Origin of the sequence: Streptomyces sp. NPDC102283 (assembly GCF_044766265.1) — a bacterium.
In the GTDB taxonomy this organism is placed as follows: Bacteria; Actinomycetota; Actinomycetes; order Streptomycetales; family Streptomycetaceae; genus Streptomyces.
The window spans coordinates 77,323-95,740 of record NZ_JBIWLQ010000012.1; the positions used below are offsets into that span (position 1 = coordinate 77,323).

Sequence of the window (18,418 nt, forward strand, 5' to 3'; positions counted from 1 at the left end):
CTCCGGGCCGCCGCCCATACTCGACGTATGACCGCCTATGACGTGATCGTCCTTGCCGGCGGGGCCGCGAAGCGGCTCGGCGGCGCCGACAAGCCAGGGATCCGGGTGGGTGGCCGGGCGCTGCTCGACCGGGTGCTCGCGGCGTGCGACGGCGCGGCGCTCACCGTGGTGGTGGGCGGTCGTCGCGCCACCGCCAGGCCGGTGCTCTGGACCCGGGAAGTGCCCGAGGGCGGCGGTCCGTTGGCGGCGTTGGGGGCGGGGATGCGGCTGACGACGGCGGAGCGTGTTCTCGTCCTCTCCGCCGACCTTCCGTTCCTCGGCCCGGGGACGGTCGACGCGCTGCTCGCCGCCGCCGGACAGCCCGGCCGGGAAGGGGCCCTGTGCGCCGACCCCGACGGGCGTGACCAGCCGTTGGTGGCCGCCTACCGCGCCGAGCCGCTCCGCCGGGAGCTGGCCCTGATCGCCACCGAGTACGGGAGCCTCGCCGGGCTGCCGCTCCGACTCCTGACGGCGGAGCTCGATCTCGCCCGGGTCGACGCGGGCCCCGACGCCGCGTTCGACTGCGACACTTGGGACGACATCGCCGCCGCCAGAGCCCGGATCAGGGAGCATGGGGCCGTGCTGGACGAATGGATCACCTCGGTCAAGAACGAACTGGGAATCGAACTCGACGTCGATACCGGTGTCCTGCTCGATCTCGCCCGGGACGCCGCGCACGGAGTCGCCCGCCCCGCCGCACCGCTCACGACCTTCCTGGTCGGGTACGCGGCGGCCAGGGCGGGCGCGGGCGCGGGGCCCGACGAGGCCGCGGCAGCGGTCGCGGAGGCCGCTCGCAAGGCCACCGCCCTGGCTCTGCGCTGGGAAGCGGAAGCGAACGCGGGGACGAACAACGTGGAGACGAAGCCCGACGCGGGGCGCGAAGGGACCGGGGCGCCATGACCGGCTCCGACCCGGTCGGCCCCGGTCGCTCCCGCCATGACCCGGACGACCTCGCACGTGCGGAGGCGGAGCGGGCCGTCGAGCAGGCGCTCGCCCTGGTCGGCGGGGCGCGACCTGGTCCGGGCAGGGACCCCGACCGCAGGTGGGACGCCTCCGCGGGCGACCCGCGCGGCGACGCGAACGACGCCCCCAGCGACAGCCCCCACGCCACCCCGAACAGCGCCAACAGAGCCAACAGCGCTGCCCCGGGCGGCGGCACCCCGACCGGAGCCCCACACCCGCCACTTCCCCCGTACCCGTCCCCGTCCCCGTCCCCGTCCCTCTCCTGGGACCGGGCGCGGGCGGTCGCGGCGCGGGCCGGGCGGGCCGGTCCGCTCGCGACGATCCGGTTGCCGCTCGACCGCGCGCTGGGCCACGTGCTGGCCGAGGCGCTCGGAGCGCTCACCGATCTGCCGTCCTTCGACACCTCGGCCATGGACGGCTGGGCGGTCGCCGGGCCGGGGCCCTGGGCGTTCGGGGACGGGGCGGGCCTCCTCGCCGGACGTGGCCCGGCCGCCGCGCTGCCCGACGGCACCGCCGTACGGATCGCGACCGGCGCCCGCGTCCCGCCCGACACCACGGCGGTCATCCGCAGCGAGCACGCGCACGCCGACGAGGCCAAGGGGCTGCTGCACGCCAGGCGGCCGGTGGCCGCCGGGCAGGACATCAGACCCCGGGGCCAGGAGTGCCGCTCGGGCGAGCAGCTCGTCCCGGCCGGGACGGTCGTGACCCCGGCCGTGCTCGGTCTCGCCGCCGCCGCCGGGTACGACGCGCTGCCCGCCGTGCCCCGTCCGCGCGTCGACATCCTCGTCCTCGGCGACGAACTGCTCGCCTCCGGCCTGCCGCACGACGGGCTCATCCGGGACGCCCTCGGCCCCATGCTCGGCCCGTGGCTGCGGGCCCTGGGCGCCGAGGTCTCCGGGCCCCGCCGCCTAGGGGACGACGCGGGAGCCCTGCGCGACGCCCTCAGCGGCTCCGACGCCGACCTCATCGTCACCACCGGCGGCACCGCCTCCGGTCCGGTCGACCATGTGCACCCGGTCCTTGACGCTCTCGGGGCCGAACTCCTGGTGGACGGGGTCGCGGTCCGCCCCGGCCACCCCATGCTGCTGGCACGGCTGCCGGCTTCAGGACAGTCGCAGGGACAGCCGTCGGGCCCGCCGGACGGGCCGTATCTGGTCGGGCTGCCCGGCAACCCGCTCGCGGCCGTATCGGGTCTGTTGACGCTCGCGGAGCCGTTGCTCGCGGGGATCGCGGGCCGCCCCGCCCAGGACGCGTACCGGGCTCTCGTCCACGCCGAGGTCCACGGGCATCCGCACGACACCCGCCTGGTCCCCGTGGTCCACCGCGCGGGCCGTGCGGGCGCGCGGGACCATGTCGCACCGCTGCGCTTCAACGGGCCCGCGATGCTGCGGGGTATCGCCGCGGCGGACGGGCTGGCCGTAGTGCCGCCGGGCGGGGTACGGTCCGGCACCGAGGTGGAGATTCTGGATCTCCCATGGGCCCCGGCGACGCCGTGGACGGAAGGGTGTTTCACGTGAAACTTCCCGGCCACGATGCGATGGCCAGGCGAGCCGAAGAAGTGGTCGTGCCGACCCGGGTGATGCTGCCCCGCCGAGTCGTCGACGGCCCGGCCCGCCAGGTCGGAAAGCGCCTGCTGATGGCGCTGCTCGTGCTGACCGCGACCGTGCTGATCGTCTGGCTCGACCGCGGCGGCTACAACGACAACGCCGACGGCAAGGTCGATCTGCTCGACGCGGTCTACTACGCGACGGTCACCCTCTCCACCACCGGGTACGGGGACATCACCCCGTACAGCGACGGGGCCAGGCTGATCAACGTGGTGCTCGTGACACCGCTGCGCGTGCTCTTCCTGATCATCCTGGTCGGCACCACCCTCGAAGTCCTCACGGAACGGACCCGCGAGGACTTCCGGCTGAAGCGTTGGAGATCCAACTTGCGTGACCACACCGTCGTCGTCGGCTTCGGTACGAAGGGCCGCTCGGCGATCCTGACTCTCTGCACCACCGGCCTGAGGAAGGACCAGATCGTCGTCGTCGATCCGGCCTCCAAGGTGATCGAGGCCGCCAACGCCGAGGGCTTCACCGGCGTGCTCGGCGATGCCACCCGCAGCGATGTCCTGCTGCGCGCCGAGCTCCAGAAGGCGCGCCAGATCATCATCGCCACCCAGCGCGACGACACCGCCGTCCTGGTGGCCCTGACCGCGCGTCAGCTGAACCGTGGGGCGAAGATCGTGGCGGCGGTGCGCGAGGAGGAGAACGCGCCCCTGCTGCGGCAGTCCGGCGCCGACGCCGTCATCACCAGCGCCAGTGCCGCCGGCCGGCTGCTCGGCCTCTCCGTCCTCAGCCCTAGCGCGGGCACCGTGATGGAGGACCTGATCCAGCAGGGCAGCGGCCTCGACCTGGTGGAACGGCCGGTCATAAAGGCCGAGGTGGGCAAGAACGTACGGGAGACGGACGACCTCGTCGTCAGCGTCCTGCGCGGGCACCGGCTGCTCGGCTACGACGATCCGGCGGCCAGCCCGTTGCAGCTGACGGACCGGGTCATCACCATCGTGCGGAAGAGCCCCAGCTCCGCCTCCGTGCCGGGCAACTCGATGCCGCCGCGCCCCTGATCACGCGCCGTGCCGGAGTAGCCTCGCGGCCATGCATGCGATCACGATTCCCGAACCCGGCGGCCCCGAGGCGCTCGTGTGGGCCGAGGTGCCCGATCCCGTACCCGGCGACGGAGAGGTCCTCGTCGAGGTCGTCGCCAGCGCTGTGAACCGTGCGGACGTGCTCCAGCGGCAGGGCTTCTACAACCCGCCGCCCGGCGCGTCCCCCTACCCCGGCCTGGAGTGCGCGGGCCGTATCCTCGCCCTCGGTCCCGGGGTGACCGGCTGGGCGGTCGGCGACGCCGTGTGCGCGCTGCTCTCGGGCGGCGGTTACGCGGAGAAGGTCGCCGTGCCGGCGGGGCAGCTCCTCCCCGTACCGGAGGGCGTCGACCTGGTGGAGGCCGCGGCGCTCCCCGAGGTCACCGCGACGGTGTGGTCCAACGTCTTCATGGTGTCCCACCTCCGCCCCGGTGAGACCTTCCTGGTGCACGGCGGCTCCAGCGGCATCGGCACGATGGCGATCCAGCTGGCGAAGGCGGTCGGCGCCCGGGTCGCGGTCACGGCGGGCAGCCCGGAGAAGCTCGCCCGGTGCGCCGAGCTGGGGGCGGAGATCCTCATCAACTACCGCGAGCAGGACTTCGTCGAGGAGCTGCGGGAGAACACCGCCGGGTCGGGGGCCGACGTCATCCTTGACCTCGTCGGCGCCAAGTACCTGGACCGGAACGTCACGGCGCTCGCCGTCAACGGCCGCCTCGCGATCATCGGGCTCCAGGGCGGGGCCAAGGGCGAGCTGAACCTCGGCGCCCTGCTGACCAAGCGGGCCGCCGTCACCGCGACCTCCCTGCGGGGCCGCCCGCTCCACGAGAAGGCCGCCATCGTCGCCGCCGTACGCGAGCACGTGTGGCCGCTGATCGAGGGCGGGGTGGTCCGGCCGGTGGTGGACCGGGCGCTGCCGATGGCGGACGCCGCCGAGGCGCACCGGGTCCTGGAGTCCAGCGCGCACATCGGCAAGGTGCTGCTGGTCGCGCCGTCGGCCGGTGCCTGACCCGTACCCGGCCACGCGGACGACGTCCTGACGCGTACCCGTACCCCGTCGCGCGGACGACGAGGGGCCCAGCACACACCGTGGTGTGTGCCGGGCCCCACTCGGTCGGTCCTCGGACTTCAGGAGGCGGATACAGGGGGACAGGGGTGACGGGAGGGACGGGAGACGGGAGGGGCGGGAAGGTTACAGATACGGGCCCGAGCGGATCGGGCCGTGCGGGTCCGCGCCGCCTTCCTCGTCCTCGTGTCCCGTGCCGGGCGGCAGGGCGCGGCGCATCTGCTCCAGCTGGGCGCGGGCCGCCATCTGCTGAGCGAACAGCGCCGTCTGGATGCCGTGGAAGAGGCCCTCCAGCCAGCCCACGAGCTGTGCCTGGGCGATCCGCAGCTCGGCCTCGGAGGGCACCGACTCCTCGGTGAACGGCAGCGAGAGCCGCTCCAGCTCCTCGACCAGCTCGGGCGCCAGGCCGTCCTCCAGCTCCTTCACGGAGCTGGCGTGGATCTCCTTGAGCCTCACCCGGCTCGCCTCGTCGAGAGGGGCCGCCCTGACCTCCTCCAGGAGTTGCTTGATCATGCTGCCGATGCGCATGACCTTCGCGGGCTGTTCCACCATTTCCGTCACCGGGACCTCGCGCGACTCGTCGTCACTGGCACCGCCGCCGATAGCCATTCCGTCCTGGCCCACGACAAGGACCTGCGGGTGCTCCTGCGACCGGTCATTCCTCGGCATTTCCATGCCGCCATTGTCTCGCACACGTGCCGTACCCCATGTTGGTGCCCCCGAAAGCGGAAGATCCACCGCCTTCGGGGGCACCGGAAGCCTTCCGGGAGCGCCGGAAGGCCTCGTCACCCCGCGCGCCGGGCCAGGGTCAGCCGGGAGCTGGTGAGGCCGGCGGCCAGCAGTCCGGCGAGCACCGGGACGACCAGGGCCAGTAGCCCGATGGTCTCCCACGGCATCACGATCGGCGTGTAGGCCGACTCCATCGGGTCCTCCCGCATGTCCGCCAGCGCCGCGCGCAGGTCGGTCAGCCGCAGGGCCACCGCGGGCACGAGCCCCGCCGCCGTTCCCAGGAGCACCCCGGTCAGGGCGACGACCAGGCACTGGAAGCCGGACAGCGAACGCCGTACGCCCGGGGGCGCGCCCACCGCGCTGAGCGTGGTGAGGTCCGCCTCCGCGTCGGCCTTGGACAGACCGGTCGTGATGGCCGCCGCGCCCAGGGTCACCACCCCGGCGAAGAGGGCGAGGAGCAGCAGGACCGTGTCGGTGTCGTCGTGCCTGCGGAACGTCTCGTTCGCCGTCATCAGGTACGCGCGGTTCCCGGCCTGAGCGAACGCGGCGTGGGTCGCCTGGCTCTCGGCCTCCGTGGCATCGCGGTTGAGCGTGTAGAAGCTGCCGTACTCCTCGACGTGCAGGCCGAGCCGTTCCGCGGTCTTCTCCGGCATGACCATCCGGATGCCCGGCGTCGCCGCGTAGCGGTCCGGCGCGACGTAAACCTTCAGCCGGTCGGTGGTGACGCGGGCCTTGCCGGGGTGCAGGGCCCGGTTCTTCTTGTCGTGGTCGCTGTAGGCGTGGGTGGCCTTCAGGGTGACCTCGCCGTTCTTCGCGTACGCCGGGTTCAGCAGGACGGGCGTGCCCTCGGACAGGGCCTTCGCCGCCGCCGGGTCCTCCAGCTTCACGTACGAGTCGAGCACGTCCGCGCCGCCGACGACGATCTTGTCGCCGCCGGTGCCGAACGCGACCATCGTGTAGTGCTCGTCCATGCAGGCCGGGGAGTTCATCAGCCGCTTGTGCTCGTCGGCCGAGATCCGCAGGGCGAGTTCCTTCGCCCCCTTGCCCTTCAGCGGGCAGGAGTGGCCCTTGCCGGTGGGCTTGACGAGTTCGAGGGTGCCGCAGCCGTACTCGTCGTCGTAATAGATCGTGCAGTCGCTGCCGGCCCAGACCCGGCTGATGTCGGCGCGTGCGCCGCTGACCGGGAAGTTCTGCTCGACGGCGGCCCGGGAGCTGGGCAGTTCGGCGTTGTCGCCGGAGTCGGCGGCCATCAGCGCGACGGTGCCCGGGGTCAGGTTGGGCTTGTAGTCGTACGCCTGCTCGGCGGCGTTGCTGCTGGTGTACGTGGCGATGGCGACGCTGCCCGCGACGGCCGCCATCACGGCGGCGACGGCGGGCGCGGTGCGGCCCCGGTTGCGGGCCGCGTCGCGCAGGGCGATGCGGGGCGTCAAGGGGAGCCGCCGACCGAGCCGGCCGAGGAGGCCGACGATCACCGGGATGCAGCCGAGGACGCCCAGCTCGGCCAGGACGGAACCGCCGGCCACGAAGTTGGTGTCGCCGTTCACCCCGCCGTAGACGGCGACGGCGACGCCGGCCACCAGCGCGATGACGCCGACGACGGGCAGCACCCGGGAGCCGCGGCGAGTGCCGCGCCGGCCGGTGAGCGACTCCAGGACGGACTGGCGGCCCGCGACGATCGCCGGGGCGAGGGCGGCGAGGACGCCGGTGACCAGGCCGAGCGCGGCGATGCCGAGGATCTCCCAGGGGCGTACGGTCAGTTCGCCGAAGCGGCTGCCCGTGTAGTCCTCGATCATCGGGCGGAACAGGGCGGTCAGGCCGAATCCGGCACCGACCCCGGCCACCGCGCCGACCGCGCCGAGGACCGCGCCACCGGCGAGCACCACGGCCCGGACCTGGCCGCGGCTGCCGCCGCACGAGCCGACCAGGCCGAGCTGCCGGCGCGAACGACGGGCGCCCACGGCGAACGCGGGACCGGCCAGCAGCACGATCTCCAGGACCGCCATGGCGGCCACCGTGAGGACCGCCGCGCTCAGCTCCGTGTCCGTGTCGTACGCCAGGCTCGTCCCGGCCATCGGGACCTCGGAGTCCGGCGGCGGATCCAGGGCGACCTGGCGGGAGACGACCACCACGCCCCTGTCGTTGGCGGCGAGGATGTCCTGCCAGGTCACGCCCGCACCGGGCGGGCCCTGGACCAGCCAGTCCGGGTCGCTCGCCTGGGGCGGCAGGATGTTCTTGTCGCGGTCGGCGGTCTTCTGCCACGGGGCGATGACGGAGCCGGGTACCGCGTACAGGAAGTCCGCCCGCAGGTCGGCGGGGAGTTCGACCGCGCCGGTGAGCGTGTAGGACCGGTCGGGGCCGCGTACGGTGACGCGGTCGCCGATGGACAGTCCGGCCGACTCGATGAACTTCTCGGTCGCGGCGATCTCGTTCTCGGCCCGGGGGTAGGCCCCGTCGGTCAGCTCGATCCGGCCGCGCAGCATCGGGTCGGCGACGCGCAGTTCGGTGATCTGGGTGTCGGCGATGCCGTGGCGGGTGGTCACCGACGCGGGCACGGTCCGCTCGGTGAGATACCGCGAGCCCTCGGGGAAGGTCGCGGTCACGGCGACCGGCTTCTCCTGCTCCTCCGGGGTCGGGTCCGGGGCGCCCTCGGGCGTGCCCCAGTTGACGCCGTCGGGCATCTGCTGGAGCTTCACCGGTCCCATGCCCGTGGCCGAGAACCGGGCGTCGGCCGCCCCCAGTTCACCGGTCAGTTCCTCGGCCTTGGTGGGCAGGGCGCTGCGGTAGGTGAGGTCGGCGGCGGTCACGCCGAGGACCGGCAGGGCGATCATCGCGACGACCAGGGCGCTGCGGCCCTTGGCCCGTACGGCGTCGCGCCGGGCTATGCGGAAGGCGGCTCGCCAGCCGGGGAGCGGGTTCACGTGGCGGCCTCGGCGGTTCCGGCGGAGAGCAGGGAGTCGGCCCCGGTGGTCAGCGTCTGGTCGACGATCGAGCCGTCCCGGAGGAACACGACCCGGTCGGCCCAGGCCGCGTACCGGGGCTCATGGGTCACCATCACGCCGGCCGCGCCCTGGTCGCAGCGGGTGCGCAGCAGGGCGAGGACGGCCTCGCCGGTCTCGGAGTCGAGCGCTCCGGTCGGCTCGTCGGCGAGGACGAGGCGCCGGTCGCCGACGAGGGCCCGGGCGATGGCGACGCGCTGCTGCTGGCCGCCGGACATCTCGTCGGGGAAGCGGTCGGCGATCTCCTCCAGTTTCAGCTCGGCCAGCGCGGCGATGGCCTCCTTGCGTGCCTTGCGCACGGAGACGCCGTCGAGTTCGCGGGGCAGCGCGATGTTCTCGGCGGCGGTCAGGGCGGGGATGAGGTTGTAGTCCTGGAAGACGTAGCCGACGCTGCGGCGGCGCAGGGCGGCCATCCCCTTGGGGCCGAGGGCGGCGATGTCCTGGCCCTCGATGACGACCTGGCCGCTGGTGGCGGTGTCGAGCCCGCCGGCCAGGGTCAGCAGGGTGGACTTGCCGGAGCCGGAGGGGCCCATCACGGCGACCAGCTCGCCCGGGTGCACGGCGAGCTGGATCCCCCGCAGGGCGTGCACCTCGGCGATGCCGGAGCCATGGGTACGGGTCAGCGACCGCAGTTCGAGTACGGGGCTGCCGCCGGGCGTCCCGGAGGACGGCGGGGGCGGGGGTGTGGCGTACGAGGGCATGGTGGGTGGTTCCCCCCTGGGAACGACGTGCGTCGGGTAGGGCGGCGCCGCCGACGGGGATGTGGGCGGCGGTGCCGGGACGGGCGCCCGCCTGTGCGGCGGGCGTCGGCGTCAGCGCTTGGACCGTGTGCGGCCGGCCGGTGTCCGGGCCGGGCCGCGGGCGGCCGTGGGGGCGGGGTCGGCGGCGGGCTCGGTGGCGGCGGCCTCGGCGAGCCGGACGAGCCGGGACTCGCAGTGGTCGAGCCAGCGGGCCTCGGCCTCCGCCTGGAAGATCAGCTGCTCCACGACGAGCAGCCAGGCGACCTCGTCGCGGTTGGTCGGGACGTCGGCCAGCGCCTGGGCCTTGAGCCGGGTGTAGTCCTGCATGGCCTTGAGCGTGTGGTGCCGCTGGGACTGGATGACGTCGCGGATGTCGACGCCCGGCGCCCCCACGGCCATGGCGAGCTTGATGGCCAGTTCGTCGCGGGGCGGACTGGTGCGGTCCACCGGTGTCCCGAACCAGCTGCGCAGCTCGGTGCGGCCGTCGTCGGTGATCGCGTAGAGGTCGTGCCCGGCATCGTCCGAGCCTTCCTGGACGATCATGCCGTCGCGTTCCAGGCGGTTGAGCGTCGTGTAGACCTGCCCGACGTTCAGGGGCCAGGTGGAGCCGGTGCGCGACTCGAACTCGGTGCGGAGCCGGGACCCGTAACGGGGGCCCCGCTCCAGCAGGGCCAGCAGGCCGTGGCGAATGGACATACTGAGTATGTATACCGAGTATGTTCGTCCTGGCAAGTCTCGCCGACGTCTCGTCGGCGAGGTTCGGGACGGCGCGACCGGGGGCGCGGTGCTCAGTTCGCCCGGCGCATGCGGAAGGCGAGGAAGCCGATTCCCAGCCCGACCAGCGCGATGCCCGTCCCGAGCGAGAGCTGCTGCACCCGGCGTACGGACGCGGCGTCCAGGGCCTGTCCGGACCGGGTCCCCGGATCGGTGAACGCGCTGGGCGGCGGGGTGGAAACGGGCAGGTCGACGGGGTCGGCGAGGGTGGCGTCGGGCTCGTCCTCCGCGACGGGCTCCTCGGCCCGCGCCAGCTCCAGCGGCGACAGCGAACGCCCCGGACGCGCCTTGCCGGCCCCGGCCTCGCGCCCGGCCAACGGGGCGGTCGACCCGGATACGTCGGGGGAAGCGGAAGGGGAGGAGGTGGAGTCCGGCGAGTCGGCCCCGGGCCCGGCGGGGGCCTGCGCGCCCTGCCCGGTGGCTTCCGGGGAGGACGGGGCCGGGACGGCGTCCGGCGCCCCGGAGAGCGGGACGCCGGACGCCGGCGGCAGGGCGGAGGGGAGCGCCGAGGGGGACGCCGAGCCCGGCCGTACGGGGCGTGGCGCGGTCGGACGGGAGGGGGCCGCGGACGTGGTGGCGGCGGGGCTCGACGTCCCGGGGGCGGGCGACGCGGCGGCGCGGGACGGGCCGTCGGGCGCCGGTGCGCCGTGGGCGGAGCCGCCCAGCGGCCCCAGCGCCGCTCCGGCCACCGCCATCAGACAGACCGCACACCTCGACGACCATGCCGCCGGAAGTCCTGGAGCCATGAGATCAGCGTCACATGGGCCCCTTCATCCGGCATCCCGGACGCGGTATCCGGAAAGCAGGGGCCCTGATAGTGCCCTGATAGCGATCCGGGACGGAAATCCGTGGACCCGTAACGGTCATCTGTCGACAGATGACCGGCGGATCAGGAGGGCTTGCCCGTGGACACCTGAAGCTCGAAGTGGGCGCCGCGCTCGGGGATCGCCGCGCCGGAGGACGGGAACTGCCCCACGACCTGGCCGTCGGCGTAGGTGTTGCCCTTCTCCTCGATCTCCTTGATCGTCCACCCCGCGGCGTCCGCGCACGCCTTCGCGGACCGGATGTCCTTGTAGACGAAGTTCGGCGCCTGGACCTTCGCCGGGTCGTTGGAGTCCTCGGAGGCGCTCGTGCACTCCGTGTCCTTCATCGTCCGGTTGCGCTCGGGCGGGCGGTAGCCCTCCACCTCGCTGGTGCCCGGGTCGCCGCCCTTGCCCGCCTCGTCGTCCTTGCCGCCCTGGAGGGCGATCGCCGTGATCAGGCCGCCGATGGCCAGCAGCGCGACGACGATCGACCCGACGACGACCGGCATGTTCCGCTTGGAGCCACGGCCGGTGGTGCCCACGGCCGTCGAGTGCTGCGGGCCGACCGCGTACGGCGGCGGGGTCTGGTGGGCCAGCGGGCCGGGGGCCTGATAGCCCTGGCCCGCCTGCGGGTAGCCGTAGCTCGGCGTGGGCGCCGGGGTCGGCCGGCTGTACGGGCCCGGCTGGTGCTGCTGGTGCTGCTGGTGCTGCTGGTGCGGCTGGTACGGCGTCTGGACGCTCTGGGGTGCCGGGGTGCTCTGGTCGACCGGCGGGAACACCGCCGAGCCGACGCCTGAGCCGCTGTTGGCGGGCCCGCCGCCGGCCACGATCATCGGGGCGCCGGTCTGGCCGCCGGAGGCGTTCAGCACGCGGGCGATCTCGTCGCGCATCGCGGCGGCGCTGGGGAAGCGCTCGTTCGGGTTCTTCTTGAGCGCGCGGGCGACGAGGGCGTCCATCGCCGGGGTGACCGACCGGTTGATGCTGGACGGCGCGACCGGCTCCTCCTGGACATGCGCGTACGCGATGGCCAGCGGGGAGTCGGCGTCGAACGGGATCCGGCCGGTGAGCAGCTGGAAGAGCATGATCCCGACCGAATACAGGTCGGACCGGGCGTCGACGCCGCGGCCGAGGGCCTGCTCGGGGGAGAGGTACTGCGGGGTGCCGACGACCATGCCGGTCTGCGTCATCGAGGTGACACCGGACTGCATGGCTCGGGCGATGCCGAAGTCCATGACCTTGACGATGCCGCGCTTGGTCATCATCACGTTGCCGGGCTTGATGTCCCGGTGGACCAGGCCCATCTCGTGGCTGGTCTCCAGCGCGGCGAGTACGTCCGCCGTCACCTTCAGGGCCTTGTCGGCCGGCATCGCGCCGTGAGCGCGGATGTCGGCGGCCAGCACCGAGCCGAGCGGCTGCCCCTCGACGTACTCCATGACGATGTACGGCATCAGCGCACCGCCGAGCTCGTCCTCGCCGGTGTCGAAGACGGAGACGATGTTGGTGTGCTGGAGCTTGGCCACGGCCTGCGCCTCGCGCCGGAAGCGCTCGCGGAAGGACTGCTCGCGGCCGAGCTCGGTGTGCAGGGTCTTGATCGCGACCTGGCGGTCCAGGGCGGAGTCGTAGGCCAGGTAGACGGACGCCATCCCGCCCTCGCCGAGCAGGTCGCGCAGCTGGTAGCGGCCGCCCGCGACCGCTCCGCCCGCGTAGCGGCCCTGTGCGCCGTCCTGGCTCATGACTTGCATCCCCCTCGGCGGCGCGCGGTCGCACGCGGTATATCCGTCTGACGTCGTTTCTGTCTGACGTGGTTGCGTGCGACGCGGTTCCGTACAACGCGATTACGCGCCAAGTCTGCCGCAGGGGTCCGACACGTCAAGCCGGGTGCCCGTTCCGTGACCCTACGCACAAGAAGCGTCTCGGAAGCGTTACAGGAAACGCATCGAATTCATGGGGAGGACGCGCCGGGCGGTCCGATGATCCTGCCGCGGCGGAACCGTGGTGTCCGGCGGAGGCTGTAGCGTGACGCTGCAATGCAGCAAGGCACCGTGAGAACCCGCGGACGCGCGGACAGATACGACGGCGAGGACTGATGGCACCCGATTCCGAAGCAAACGGCGGCGGAGTTTCGGATGGCACCGACTCCTGGGGCGTCGGCGGCGTCGTCGGTGACGGACGTTACCGGATGACCTACCGGCTCGGCCGGGGCGGCATGGCAGAGGTCTACGCGGCGGAGGACGTCCGGCTCGGACGTACCGTCGCGGTGAAACTGCTCCGTTCCGACCTGGCCGAGGATCCGGTCTCCAAGGCGCGCTTCACCCGCGAGGCACAGTCCGTCGCGGGCCTCAACCACCACGCGATCGTCGCCGTGTACGACTCCGGCGAGGATGTCGTGGGCGGCCAGACCGTCCCCTACATCGTGATGGAGCTGGTCGAGGGCCGCACCATCCGCGATCTGCTCCTGACCGCGGAGGCCCCGCCGCCCGAGCAGGCGCTGATCATCGTCTCGGGGGTGCTCGAAGCCCTCGCGTACTCCCACCAGCACGGGATCGTGCACCGCGACATCAAGCCCGCCAACGTGATCATCACGGAATCCGGCGCGGTCAAGGTGATGGACTTCGGCATCGCCCGCGCGCTGCACGGCGCGCAGTCGACGATGACCCAGACCGGCATGGTCATGGGCACCCCGCAGTACCTCTCCCCCGAGCAGGCGCTCGGCAAGGCCGTCGACCACCGGTCCGACCTCTATGCCACCGGCTGTCTGCTCTACGAGCTGCTGGCGCTGCGGCCCCCGTTCACCGGCGAGACCCCGCTCTCGGTGGTCTACCAGCACGTCCAGGACATCCCCGTGCCGCCGTCCGAGGTCTCGGACGTGGTGCCGCCGGAGCTGGACGGGATGGCGATGCGCGCGCTGGCGAAGGACCCGGACGACCGGTTCCAGAGCGCCGAGGAGATGCGCGGGCTCGTCCAGTACAGCCTCCAGATGCTCCAGGTGCAGGGCGGCCACACGGGCACGTGGAACACCGGCCCGGTCGCGCTGCACGAGGGGGGCCAGACCCCGCCGCACGGGATGTCCGGCTCCACCCGCTCGATGGGCCACCCGATGCACGGGGACACCTCGCAGGGCCCGATCCTGCCGCCGTACAACCCGGACGACGGGGGCTACGACGGCGGCGGGCGGCGCTCCGGCGGGCGCGGCAAGATGTGGCTCTTCGTCCTGCTCGCGCTGATCGCGATCGGCGCGGGGGTCGCCTTCGCCGTCAACGCCGCGAAGGACGACGGCGGGAAGAAGGACCCGGTCACGCCGTCCACCTCGGTCAGCCAGTCCGAGAAGGAGCCCTCGGAGGAGCCGTCGGAGGACGAGGAGAGCGAGGAGCCGGAGGAGCCGGACACCTCCTCCACCGGAGGCCAGACGCAGCCGAATCCGCCGCCGTACAACCCGGACCCGACCCCGAGCGAGCCCTCCTTCACCCCGTCCCCGACCCCGACCGACACGGACGCCGGGGCATCGGACGGCAACACCAACGAGGGCAGCAGCGGCGAGCCCACCGGTGAGCCCACCGAACCGACCACCGATCCCGGCACCCCGGGCGGCGCCGGCGGCGACGACGGCGGGGCGGGCGACGACGGCGGTACGGGCACGACACCCGGCGAGACGGCGCTCGGCGCCACGACGGGGTAACGCACCACCGCCCAGCCCTGAGCCCGCCGTGCGCTCTCGTGGCGCGCGCCGGGCTCACACGGTGGTGCACCGGTTCACTCCGTGAAGGCCGCGGACACCGCCTCGTACTCCCGCGTCCACCACACCGCCAGGGCCGACACCGCGGGGAACTGCGGGTCGGCCCTGCGGTCGTCGAGGCGGTAGCGCCAGCGGAGTATCCAGAAGTCGTTGAGCCGCTCCCACCACACCCGGTGCACGGCGGCCGCGAGCTCGGCGGCGCCCGCCCCGGCGGCCCGCCGGTACGCGCGGGCGTACGCCCGTACCTTCGCGAGATCCAGCTCCCCGGCCGGGCGGACGAAGAAGATGGCCGCCGCCCGTACCGCCTCCTCGGCGCGCGGCTGTACGTCCAGCCGGTCCCAGTCCACGATCGCGACCGGGTCGGCGCCCCGGTAGAGCAGGTTCAGCGGGTGGAAGTCCCCGTGCACCCAGCCGGTCGCGGGACCGTCCGGGGTGGGAGGACGGCGGTGGGAGTGCTGTTCGAGCAGGGCGCGGCGCTCCACGAGCCGGTGCACGGCGAGTTCGTCGAAGGCGTCGCGGGGGGCGCCCCGGCCGCCCTGCCCGCGCGCGGCGGCCAGCAGGTCGTCGATCAGCGCGAAGGTGTCGGCGGCGTCCGGGCTGCGGTGGACCGGCCGGGCGGGCGGGCTCGTCGGATGCGGGCTGTCGCGCGGCGCCATCACCTGTTCCAGGCCGGTGTGCACGGTCCCCAGAAGAGCACCGAGCCGCCGCGACTGGGAGAGGGTCAGCTGGGAGCCGACCCGGTGGAGGCCGTCGACCCAGGGGTGCAGGGCGTAGCACCGTTCGCCGATCACGGTGACGGTGTCGCCCCGGGTGTCCGTCAGGGGCGGGACGACGGGCACGCCGAGCGACTGCAGGCGCTGGGTGGCGCGGTGCTGGCGCACGATCGCGGCGCGTTCGCCGCTGGGGTCGTCCAGGTGCTTCTTGTCGAGATGGTGCTTGAGGAAGTAGGACCCGCTCGTGGTGGAGACGCGGTATCCGTGGTTCAGCAGGCCTTTGGTGATCGGTTCGCAGGCGAGCGGCTCGCCCACGTTCGGGTAACGGCGCAGCACCTCGCCGACCGGGGGAACAGGTGGACGAGTGACATATGAGCGCGGCACTTACCAGATGTTAGATCACTCTGCGTGGCCGCTCGGCGGAGTTGCGGTCACGCCAGGAGGTGCGCTAAAGGCCTTCCGACGAACCCTGGAGGGCCGGGACACCTCAGAAGTTCAGCGTGTGTTCCGTGACGAAGTGCGGATCGACCCGCAGATAGGCCGGGGCGAAGGGCTCCCCGTCGACCGAGACGGGCGCGGTCCCGAACAGTCGCTCCTGCTCGGGGCAGGGGTGCACGATCTCGGCGGGCCCGGTGAACTGCACCGACCACAGGTCGCCGCCGACGCCGGAGACCGCGTCGTCGTAGTCGCCCCCGCCGTCCGCGTTGTAGTTGTCCGCGCCGTACGCGACGACGCTCCCGTCGCACGCCTCGTGGTGGCCGAAACCGCTGTGCATCCGCAACAGGATGCGGCCGTCGCACACGATGTGCCGGGCCACCGTCAGGAACGGCAGGGCCCGCATGCTGGTCGCGAGGCGGCCGTACGGGACGCGGCGGAGCAGCTCGATGGGCTCGGCCCGCCCGGTCCGCCCGGCCCGCTCGATCGTGCCGGTCGGAGCCCGCCGGATCGTCCCGGTCGCGGGGAGTTCGTCGAAGGACATGGATTCCACTGTCCCCCGGCCGTAGGGGCCGCGTAAGAGTCGCCTGCCCCGGGTGGCACGGGACCAAAGTCCCCTGCGGCATGCCGTGGCTCAGCGGCGCTCGGCCTGGAGTCGTGCGACGTACGCGGCCGCCTGCGAGCGGCGCTCCATACCGAGCTTGGACAGCAGGCTGGAGACGTAGTTCTTGATGGTCTTCTCGGCGAGGTGCAGACGCTCGCCGATGACCCGGTTGGTCAGGCCCTCGCCGATCAGGTCCAGGATCTTGCGCTCCTGTTCGGTGAGGCCGGCGAGCTTGTCGTCCTTGCCGCCGCCGCCGTCCCGCAGCCGCTCCAGCACCCGGGCGGTGGCCACCGGGTCCAGCAGGGATTTTCCGGCCGCCACGTCCCGTACGGCATTCAGCAGTTCATTGCCGCGGATCGCCTTCAGCACGTATCCCGATGCGCCCGCCATGATCGCGTCGAAAAGCGCCTCGTCGTCGGCGTACGAGGTGAGCATCAGGCATTTGATGTTCTCGTCCCGGGAACGGACCTCCCGGCACACCTCCACCCCGCTGCCGTCCGGCAGACGCACGTCGAGCACCGCCACATCGGGACGCGTCGCCGGGATCCGCACCAGGGCGTCCGCGGCCGTACCGGCCTCGCCGACCACCTCGATGTCCGCCTCGACGGAGAGCAGCTCATGGACGCCACGCCGGACGACCTCGTGATCATCGAGCAGAAATACCGTGATTTTTCCATCTTCGCGCACGATCGCAGTCTCACACACTCGCCTCTGCTCCGCTCTTCCCTGGCGCTGATCCGCGGGATAACGTGCCGTTGTTCCGGCGGCCTGCAAGGCTGTTTCCAGTGCCCTGACCAGCAGAGCTTCGCGATTTTTTCGATTTACTTGGAAATCCAAGCAAAATCGCAGGTCAGATAGGGTTTCGCAGTTCTGCGACGCACTGGGTAACGTGCCTATGACAGGGCGCTCGCCGGGGCACCTGTCACGCCTGACTCCGGCCGACCGGCACCCACCCCGTGCACGGCTCCGGATCCAGGCGAGCCGCACTGGTTCCCGGCAGACCCCGGGGGCCGGACCGACGGAGGAGCACGCACGTGACCGTGGAGAGCACTGCCGCCGCGCGTAAACCGCGACGCGCCAGTAAGCGGACCAGCGCCGCGAAGAAGCCGCAGAGTTCCGAGCCCCAGCTCGTACAGCTGCTGACGCCCGAGGGCGAGCGCGTCGAGCACCCGGACTACAGCATCGACCTGAGCGCCGACGAGCTGCGCGGCCTGTACCGGGACATGGTCCTCACCCGCCGCTTCGACGCCGAGGCGACCGCCCTCCAGCGCCAGGGCGAGCTGGGCCTGTGGGCCTCGCTGCTCGGCCAGGAGGCCGCCCAGATCGGCAGCGGCCGGGCCCTGCGCGACGACGACTACGTCTTCCCGACCTACCGGGAGCACGGGGTCGCCTGGTGTCGCGGCGTCGACCCGACCAACCTGCTCGGCATGTTCCGCGGGGTGAACCACGGCGGCTGGGACCCGAACAGCAACAACTTCCACCTGTACACGATCGTCATCGGCTCGCAGACGCTGCACGCCACCGGCTACGCCATGGGCGTCGCCAAGGACGGCGCGGACTCCGCCGTGATCGCGTACTTCGGTGACGGGGCCTCCAGCCAGGGCGACGTGGCCGAGTCGTTCACCTTCTCCGCGGTCTACAACGCCCCGGTCGTCTTCTTCTGCCAGAACAACCAGTGGGCCATCTCCGAGCCCACCGAGCGCCAGACCCGCGTGCCGCTCTACCAGCGCGCCCAGGGCTACGGCTTCCCCGGCGTCCGCGTCGACGGCAACGACGTCCTCGCCTGCCTGGCCGTCACCCGCTCCGCACTGGAGCGCGCGCGCCGGGGCGAGGGCCCGACCCTCGTCGAGGCGTTCACCTACCGAATGGGCGCCCACACCACCTCCGACGACCCGACGAAGTACCGGGCGGACGAGGAGCGTGCCGCGTGGGAGGCCAAGGACCCGATCCTGCGGCTGCGCGCCTACCTGGAGAAGGAGAAGCTCGCGGACGAGGCCTTCTTCACCGCGCTGGACGAGGAGAGCGAGACCCTCGGCAAGCGGGTACGGGAGGCGGTGCGCGCGATGCCCGACCCGGACCCGATGGCCCTGTTCGAGCACGGTTACGCCGACGGCAGCTCCCTCGTGGACGAGGAGCGGGCCCAGTTCGCCGCCTACCAGGCGTCGTTCGCCGACTCTGCCGAGGAGGGCAAGTAGCC

Annotated in this window: 15 protein-coding genes; 6 read left to right on the plus strand and 9 right to left on the minus strand. The window is 72.7% G+C overall.

The features are described from left to right. Positions 1–27: 27 nt before the first annotated feature. Genes ACIRJT_RS23635 through ACIRJT_RS23650 form a run of 4 tightly spaced genes read left to right on the plus strand, consistent with a single transcriptional unit; the run spans position 28 to position 4,637 of the window. A complete protein-coding gene (locus ACIRJT_RS23635) occupies positions 28–939 on the plus strand; it encodes a DUF6457 domain-containing protein (protein WP_403912207.1) in 912 nt (303 codons plus the stop codon). Next, positions 936–2,519, plus strand: coding sequence for a molybdopterin molybdotransferase MoeA (locus ACIRJT_RS23640; RefSeq protein WP_403912210.1), 1,584 nt, complete (start codon positions 936–938; stop codon positions 2,517–2,519). Before ACIRJT_RS23635 ends, ACIRJT_RS23640 begins: the two co-directional genes overlap by 4 nt. Then, on the plus strand, positions 2,477–3,613 hold the full coding sequence (locus ACIRJT_RS23645; protein WP_403912213.1) for a potassium channel family protein: 1,137 nt from the start codon (positions 2,477–2,479) through the stop codon (positions 3,611–3,613). Before ACIRJT_RS23640 ends, ACIRJT_RS23645 begins: the two co-directional genes overlap by 43 nt. Before the next feature lie 31 nt (positions 3,614–3,644). After that, on the plus strand, positions 3,645–4,637 hold the full coding sequence (locus tag ACIRJT_RS23650; RefSeq protein ID WP_403912214.1) for an NAD(P)H-quinone oxidoreductase: 993 nt from the start codon (positions 3,645–3,647) through the stop codon (positions 4,635–4,637). Positions 4,638–4,820: 183 nt separating this feature from the next. Here the strand turns inward: ACIRJT_RS23650 and ACIRJT_RS23655 are convergent, their stop codons facing one another. The 6 genes from ACIRJT_RS23655 to ACIRJT_RS23680 form a co-directional block, all read right to left on the minus strand. Then, positions 4,821–5,369, minus strand: a complete 549-nt coding sequence (locus tag ACIRJT_RS23655; RefSeq protein ID WP_026290403.1) for a bacterial proteasome activator family protein — start codon at positions 5,367–5,369, stop codon at positions 4,821–4,823. Between the two features lie 110 nt (positions 5,370–5,479). Beyond that, positions 5,480–8,341 (minus strand): FtsX-like permease family protein, encoded by a 2,862-nt coding sequence (locus tag ACIRJT_RS23660; RefSeq protein ID WP_403912217.1) that lies wholly within the window; start codon positions 8,339–8,341, stop codon positions 5,480–5,482. Continuing rightward, positions 8,338–9,120, minus strand: coding sequence for an ABC transporter ATP-binding protein (locus ACIRJT_RS23665; RefSeq protein WP_403912220.1), 783 nt, complete (start codon positions 9,118–9,120; stop codon positions 8,338–8,340). Before ACIRJT_RS23665 ends, ACIRJT_RS23660 begins: the two co-directional genes overlap by 4 nt. Positions 9,121–9,231: 111 nt before the next feature. After that, positions 9,232–9,855, minus strand: coding sequence for a PadR family transcriptional regulator (locus ACIRJT_RS23670; RefSeq protein WP_403912222.1), 624 nt, complete (start codon positions 9,853–9,855; stop codon positions 9,232–9,234). A 92-nt stretch (positions 9,856–9,947) separates the two neighbouring features. Next, positions 9,948–10,679: a hypothetical protein gene (locus tag ACIRJT_RS23675; RefSeq protein WP_403912225.1), complete on the minus strand. Its 732-nt coding sequence runs from the start codon at positions 10,677–10,679 to the stop codon at positions 9,948–9,950. A gap of 143 nt (positions 10,680–10,822) precedes the next feature. Continuing rightward, complete coding sequence (locus ACIRJT_RS23680; protein ID WP_403912228.1) at positions 10,823–12,469, minus strand: protein kinase; 1,647 nt, start codon at positions 12,467–12,469, stop codon at positions 10,823–10,825. Positions 12,470–12,822: 353 nt separating this feature from the next. On the opposite strand from ACIRJT_RS23680, the gene ACIRJT_RS23685 reads away from it, so the two are divergent. Then, positions 12,823–14,412 (plus strand): protein kinase, encoded by a 1,590-nt coding sequence (locus tag ACIRJT_RS23685; RefSeq protein WP_403912231.1) that lies wholly within the window; start codon positions 12,823–12,825, stop codon positions 14,410–14,412. Positions 14,413–14,486: 74 nt separating this feature from the next. Here the strand turns inward: ACIRJT_RS23685 and ACIRJT_RS23690 are convergent, their stop codons facing one another. The 3 genes from ACIRJT_RS23690 to ACIRJT_RS23700 form a co-directional block, all read right to left on the minus strand. Further along, the gene (locus tag ACIRJT_RS23690) at positions 14,487–15,518 is read right to left on the minus strand and encodes a phosphotransferase (RefSeq protein ID WP_403912652.1); all 1,032 of its coding nucleotides are present in this window, start codon (positions 15,516–15,518) and stop codon (positions 14,487–14,489) included. A gap of 151 nt (positions 15,519–15,669) precedes the next feature. After that, positions 15,670–16,161 carry a pyridoxamine 5'-phosphate oxidase family protein gene (locus ACIRJT_RS23695; protein WP_403912234.1) on the minus strand — a complete coding sequence of 164 codons (492 nt, stop codon included), beginning with the start codon at positions 16,159–16,161 and terminating at the stop codon, positions 15,670–15,672. Positions 16,162–16,251: 90 nt separating this feature from the next. Further along, complete coding sequence (locus ACIRJT_RS23700; protein ID WP_403912236.1) at positions 16,252–16,908, minus strand: response regulator; 657 nt, start codon at positions 16,906–16,908, stop codon at positions 16,252–16,254. 347 nt (positions 16,909–17,255) lie between these two features. On the opposite strand from ACIRJT_RS23700, the gene pdhA reads away from it, so the two are divergent. Further along, the gene (gene pdhA, locus ACIRJT_RS23705; RefSeq protein ID WP_384339495.1) at positions 17,256–18,416 is read left to right on the plus strand and encodes a pyruvate dehydrogenase (acetyl-transferring) E1 component subunit alpha; all 1,161 of its coding nucleotides are present in this window, start codon (positions 17,256–17,258) and stop codon (positions 18,414–18,416) included. Positions 18,417–18,418 lie beyond the last annotated feature (2 nt).

Coding starts and splice junctions, on each gene's coding strand:
- ACIRJT_RS23635 (WP_403912207.1), top strand. CDS start 28: ATGACCGCCTATGACGTGATCGTCCTTGCCGGCGGGGCCGCGAAGCGG.
- ACIRJT_RS23640 (WP_403912210.1), top strand. CDS start 936: ATGACCGGCTCCGACCCGGTCGGCCCCGGTCGCTCCCGCCATGACCCG.
- ACIRJT_RS23645 (WP_403912213.1), top strand. CDS start 2,477: ATGGGCCCCGGCGACGCCGTGGACGGAAGGGTGTTTCACGTGAAACTT.
- ACIRJT_RS23650 (WP_403912214.1), top strand. CDS start 3,645: ATGCATGCGATCACGATTCCCGAACCCGGCGGCCCCGAGGCGCTCGTG.
- ACIRJT_RS23655 (WP_026290403.1), bottom strand. CDS start 5,369: ATGGAAATGCCGAGGAATGACCGGTCGCAGGAGCACCCGCAGGTCCTT.
- ACIRJT_RS23665 (WP_403912220.1), bottom strand. CDS start 9,120: ATGCCCTCGTACGCCACACCCCCGCCCCCGCCGTCCTCCGGGACGCCC.
- ACIRJT_RS23670 (WP_403912222.1), bottom strand. CDS start 9,855: ATGTCCATTCGCCACGGCCTGCTGGCCCTGCTGGAGCGGGGCCCCCGT.
- ACIRJT_RS23675 (WP_403912225.1), bottom strand. CDS start 10,679: ATGGCTCCAGGACTTCCGGCGGCATGGTCGTCGAGGTGTGCGGTCTGT.
- ACIRJT_RS23680 (WP_403912228.1), bottom strand. CDS start 12,469: ATGAGCCAGGACGGCGCACAGGGCCGCTACGCGGGCGGAGCGGTCGCG.
- ACIRJT_RS23685 (WP_403912231.1), top strand. CDS start 12,823: ATGGCACCCGATTCCGAAGCAAACGGCGGCGGAGTTTCGGATGGCACC.
- ACIRJT_RS23695 (WP_403912234.1), bottom strand. CDS start 16,161: ATGTCCTTCGACGAACTCCCCGCGACCGGGACGATCCGGCGGGCTCCG.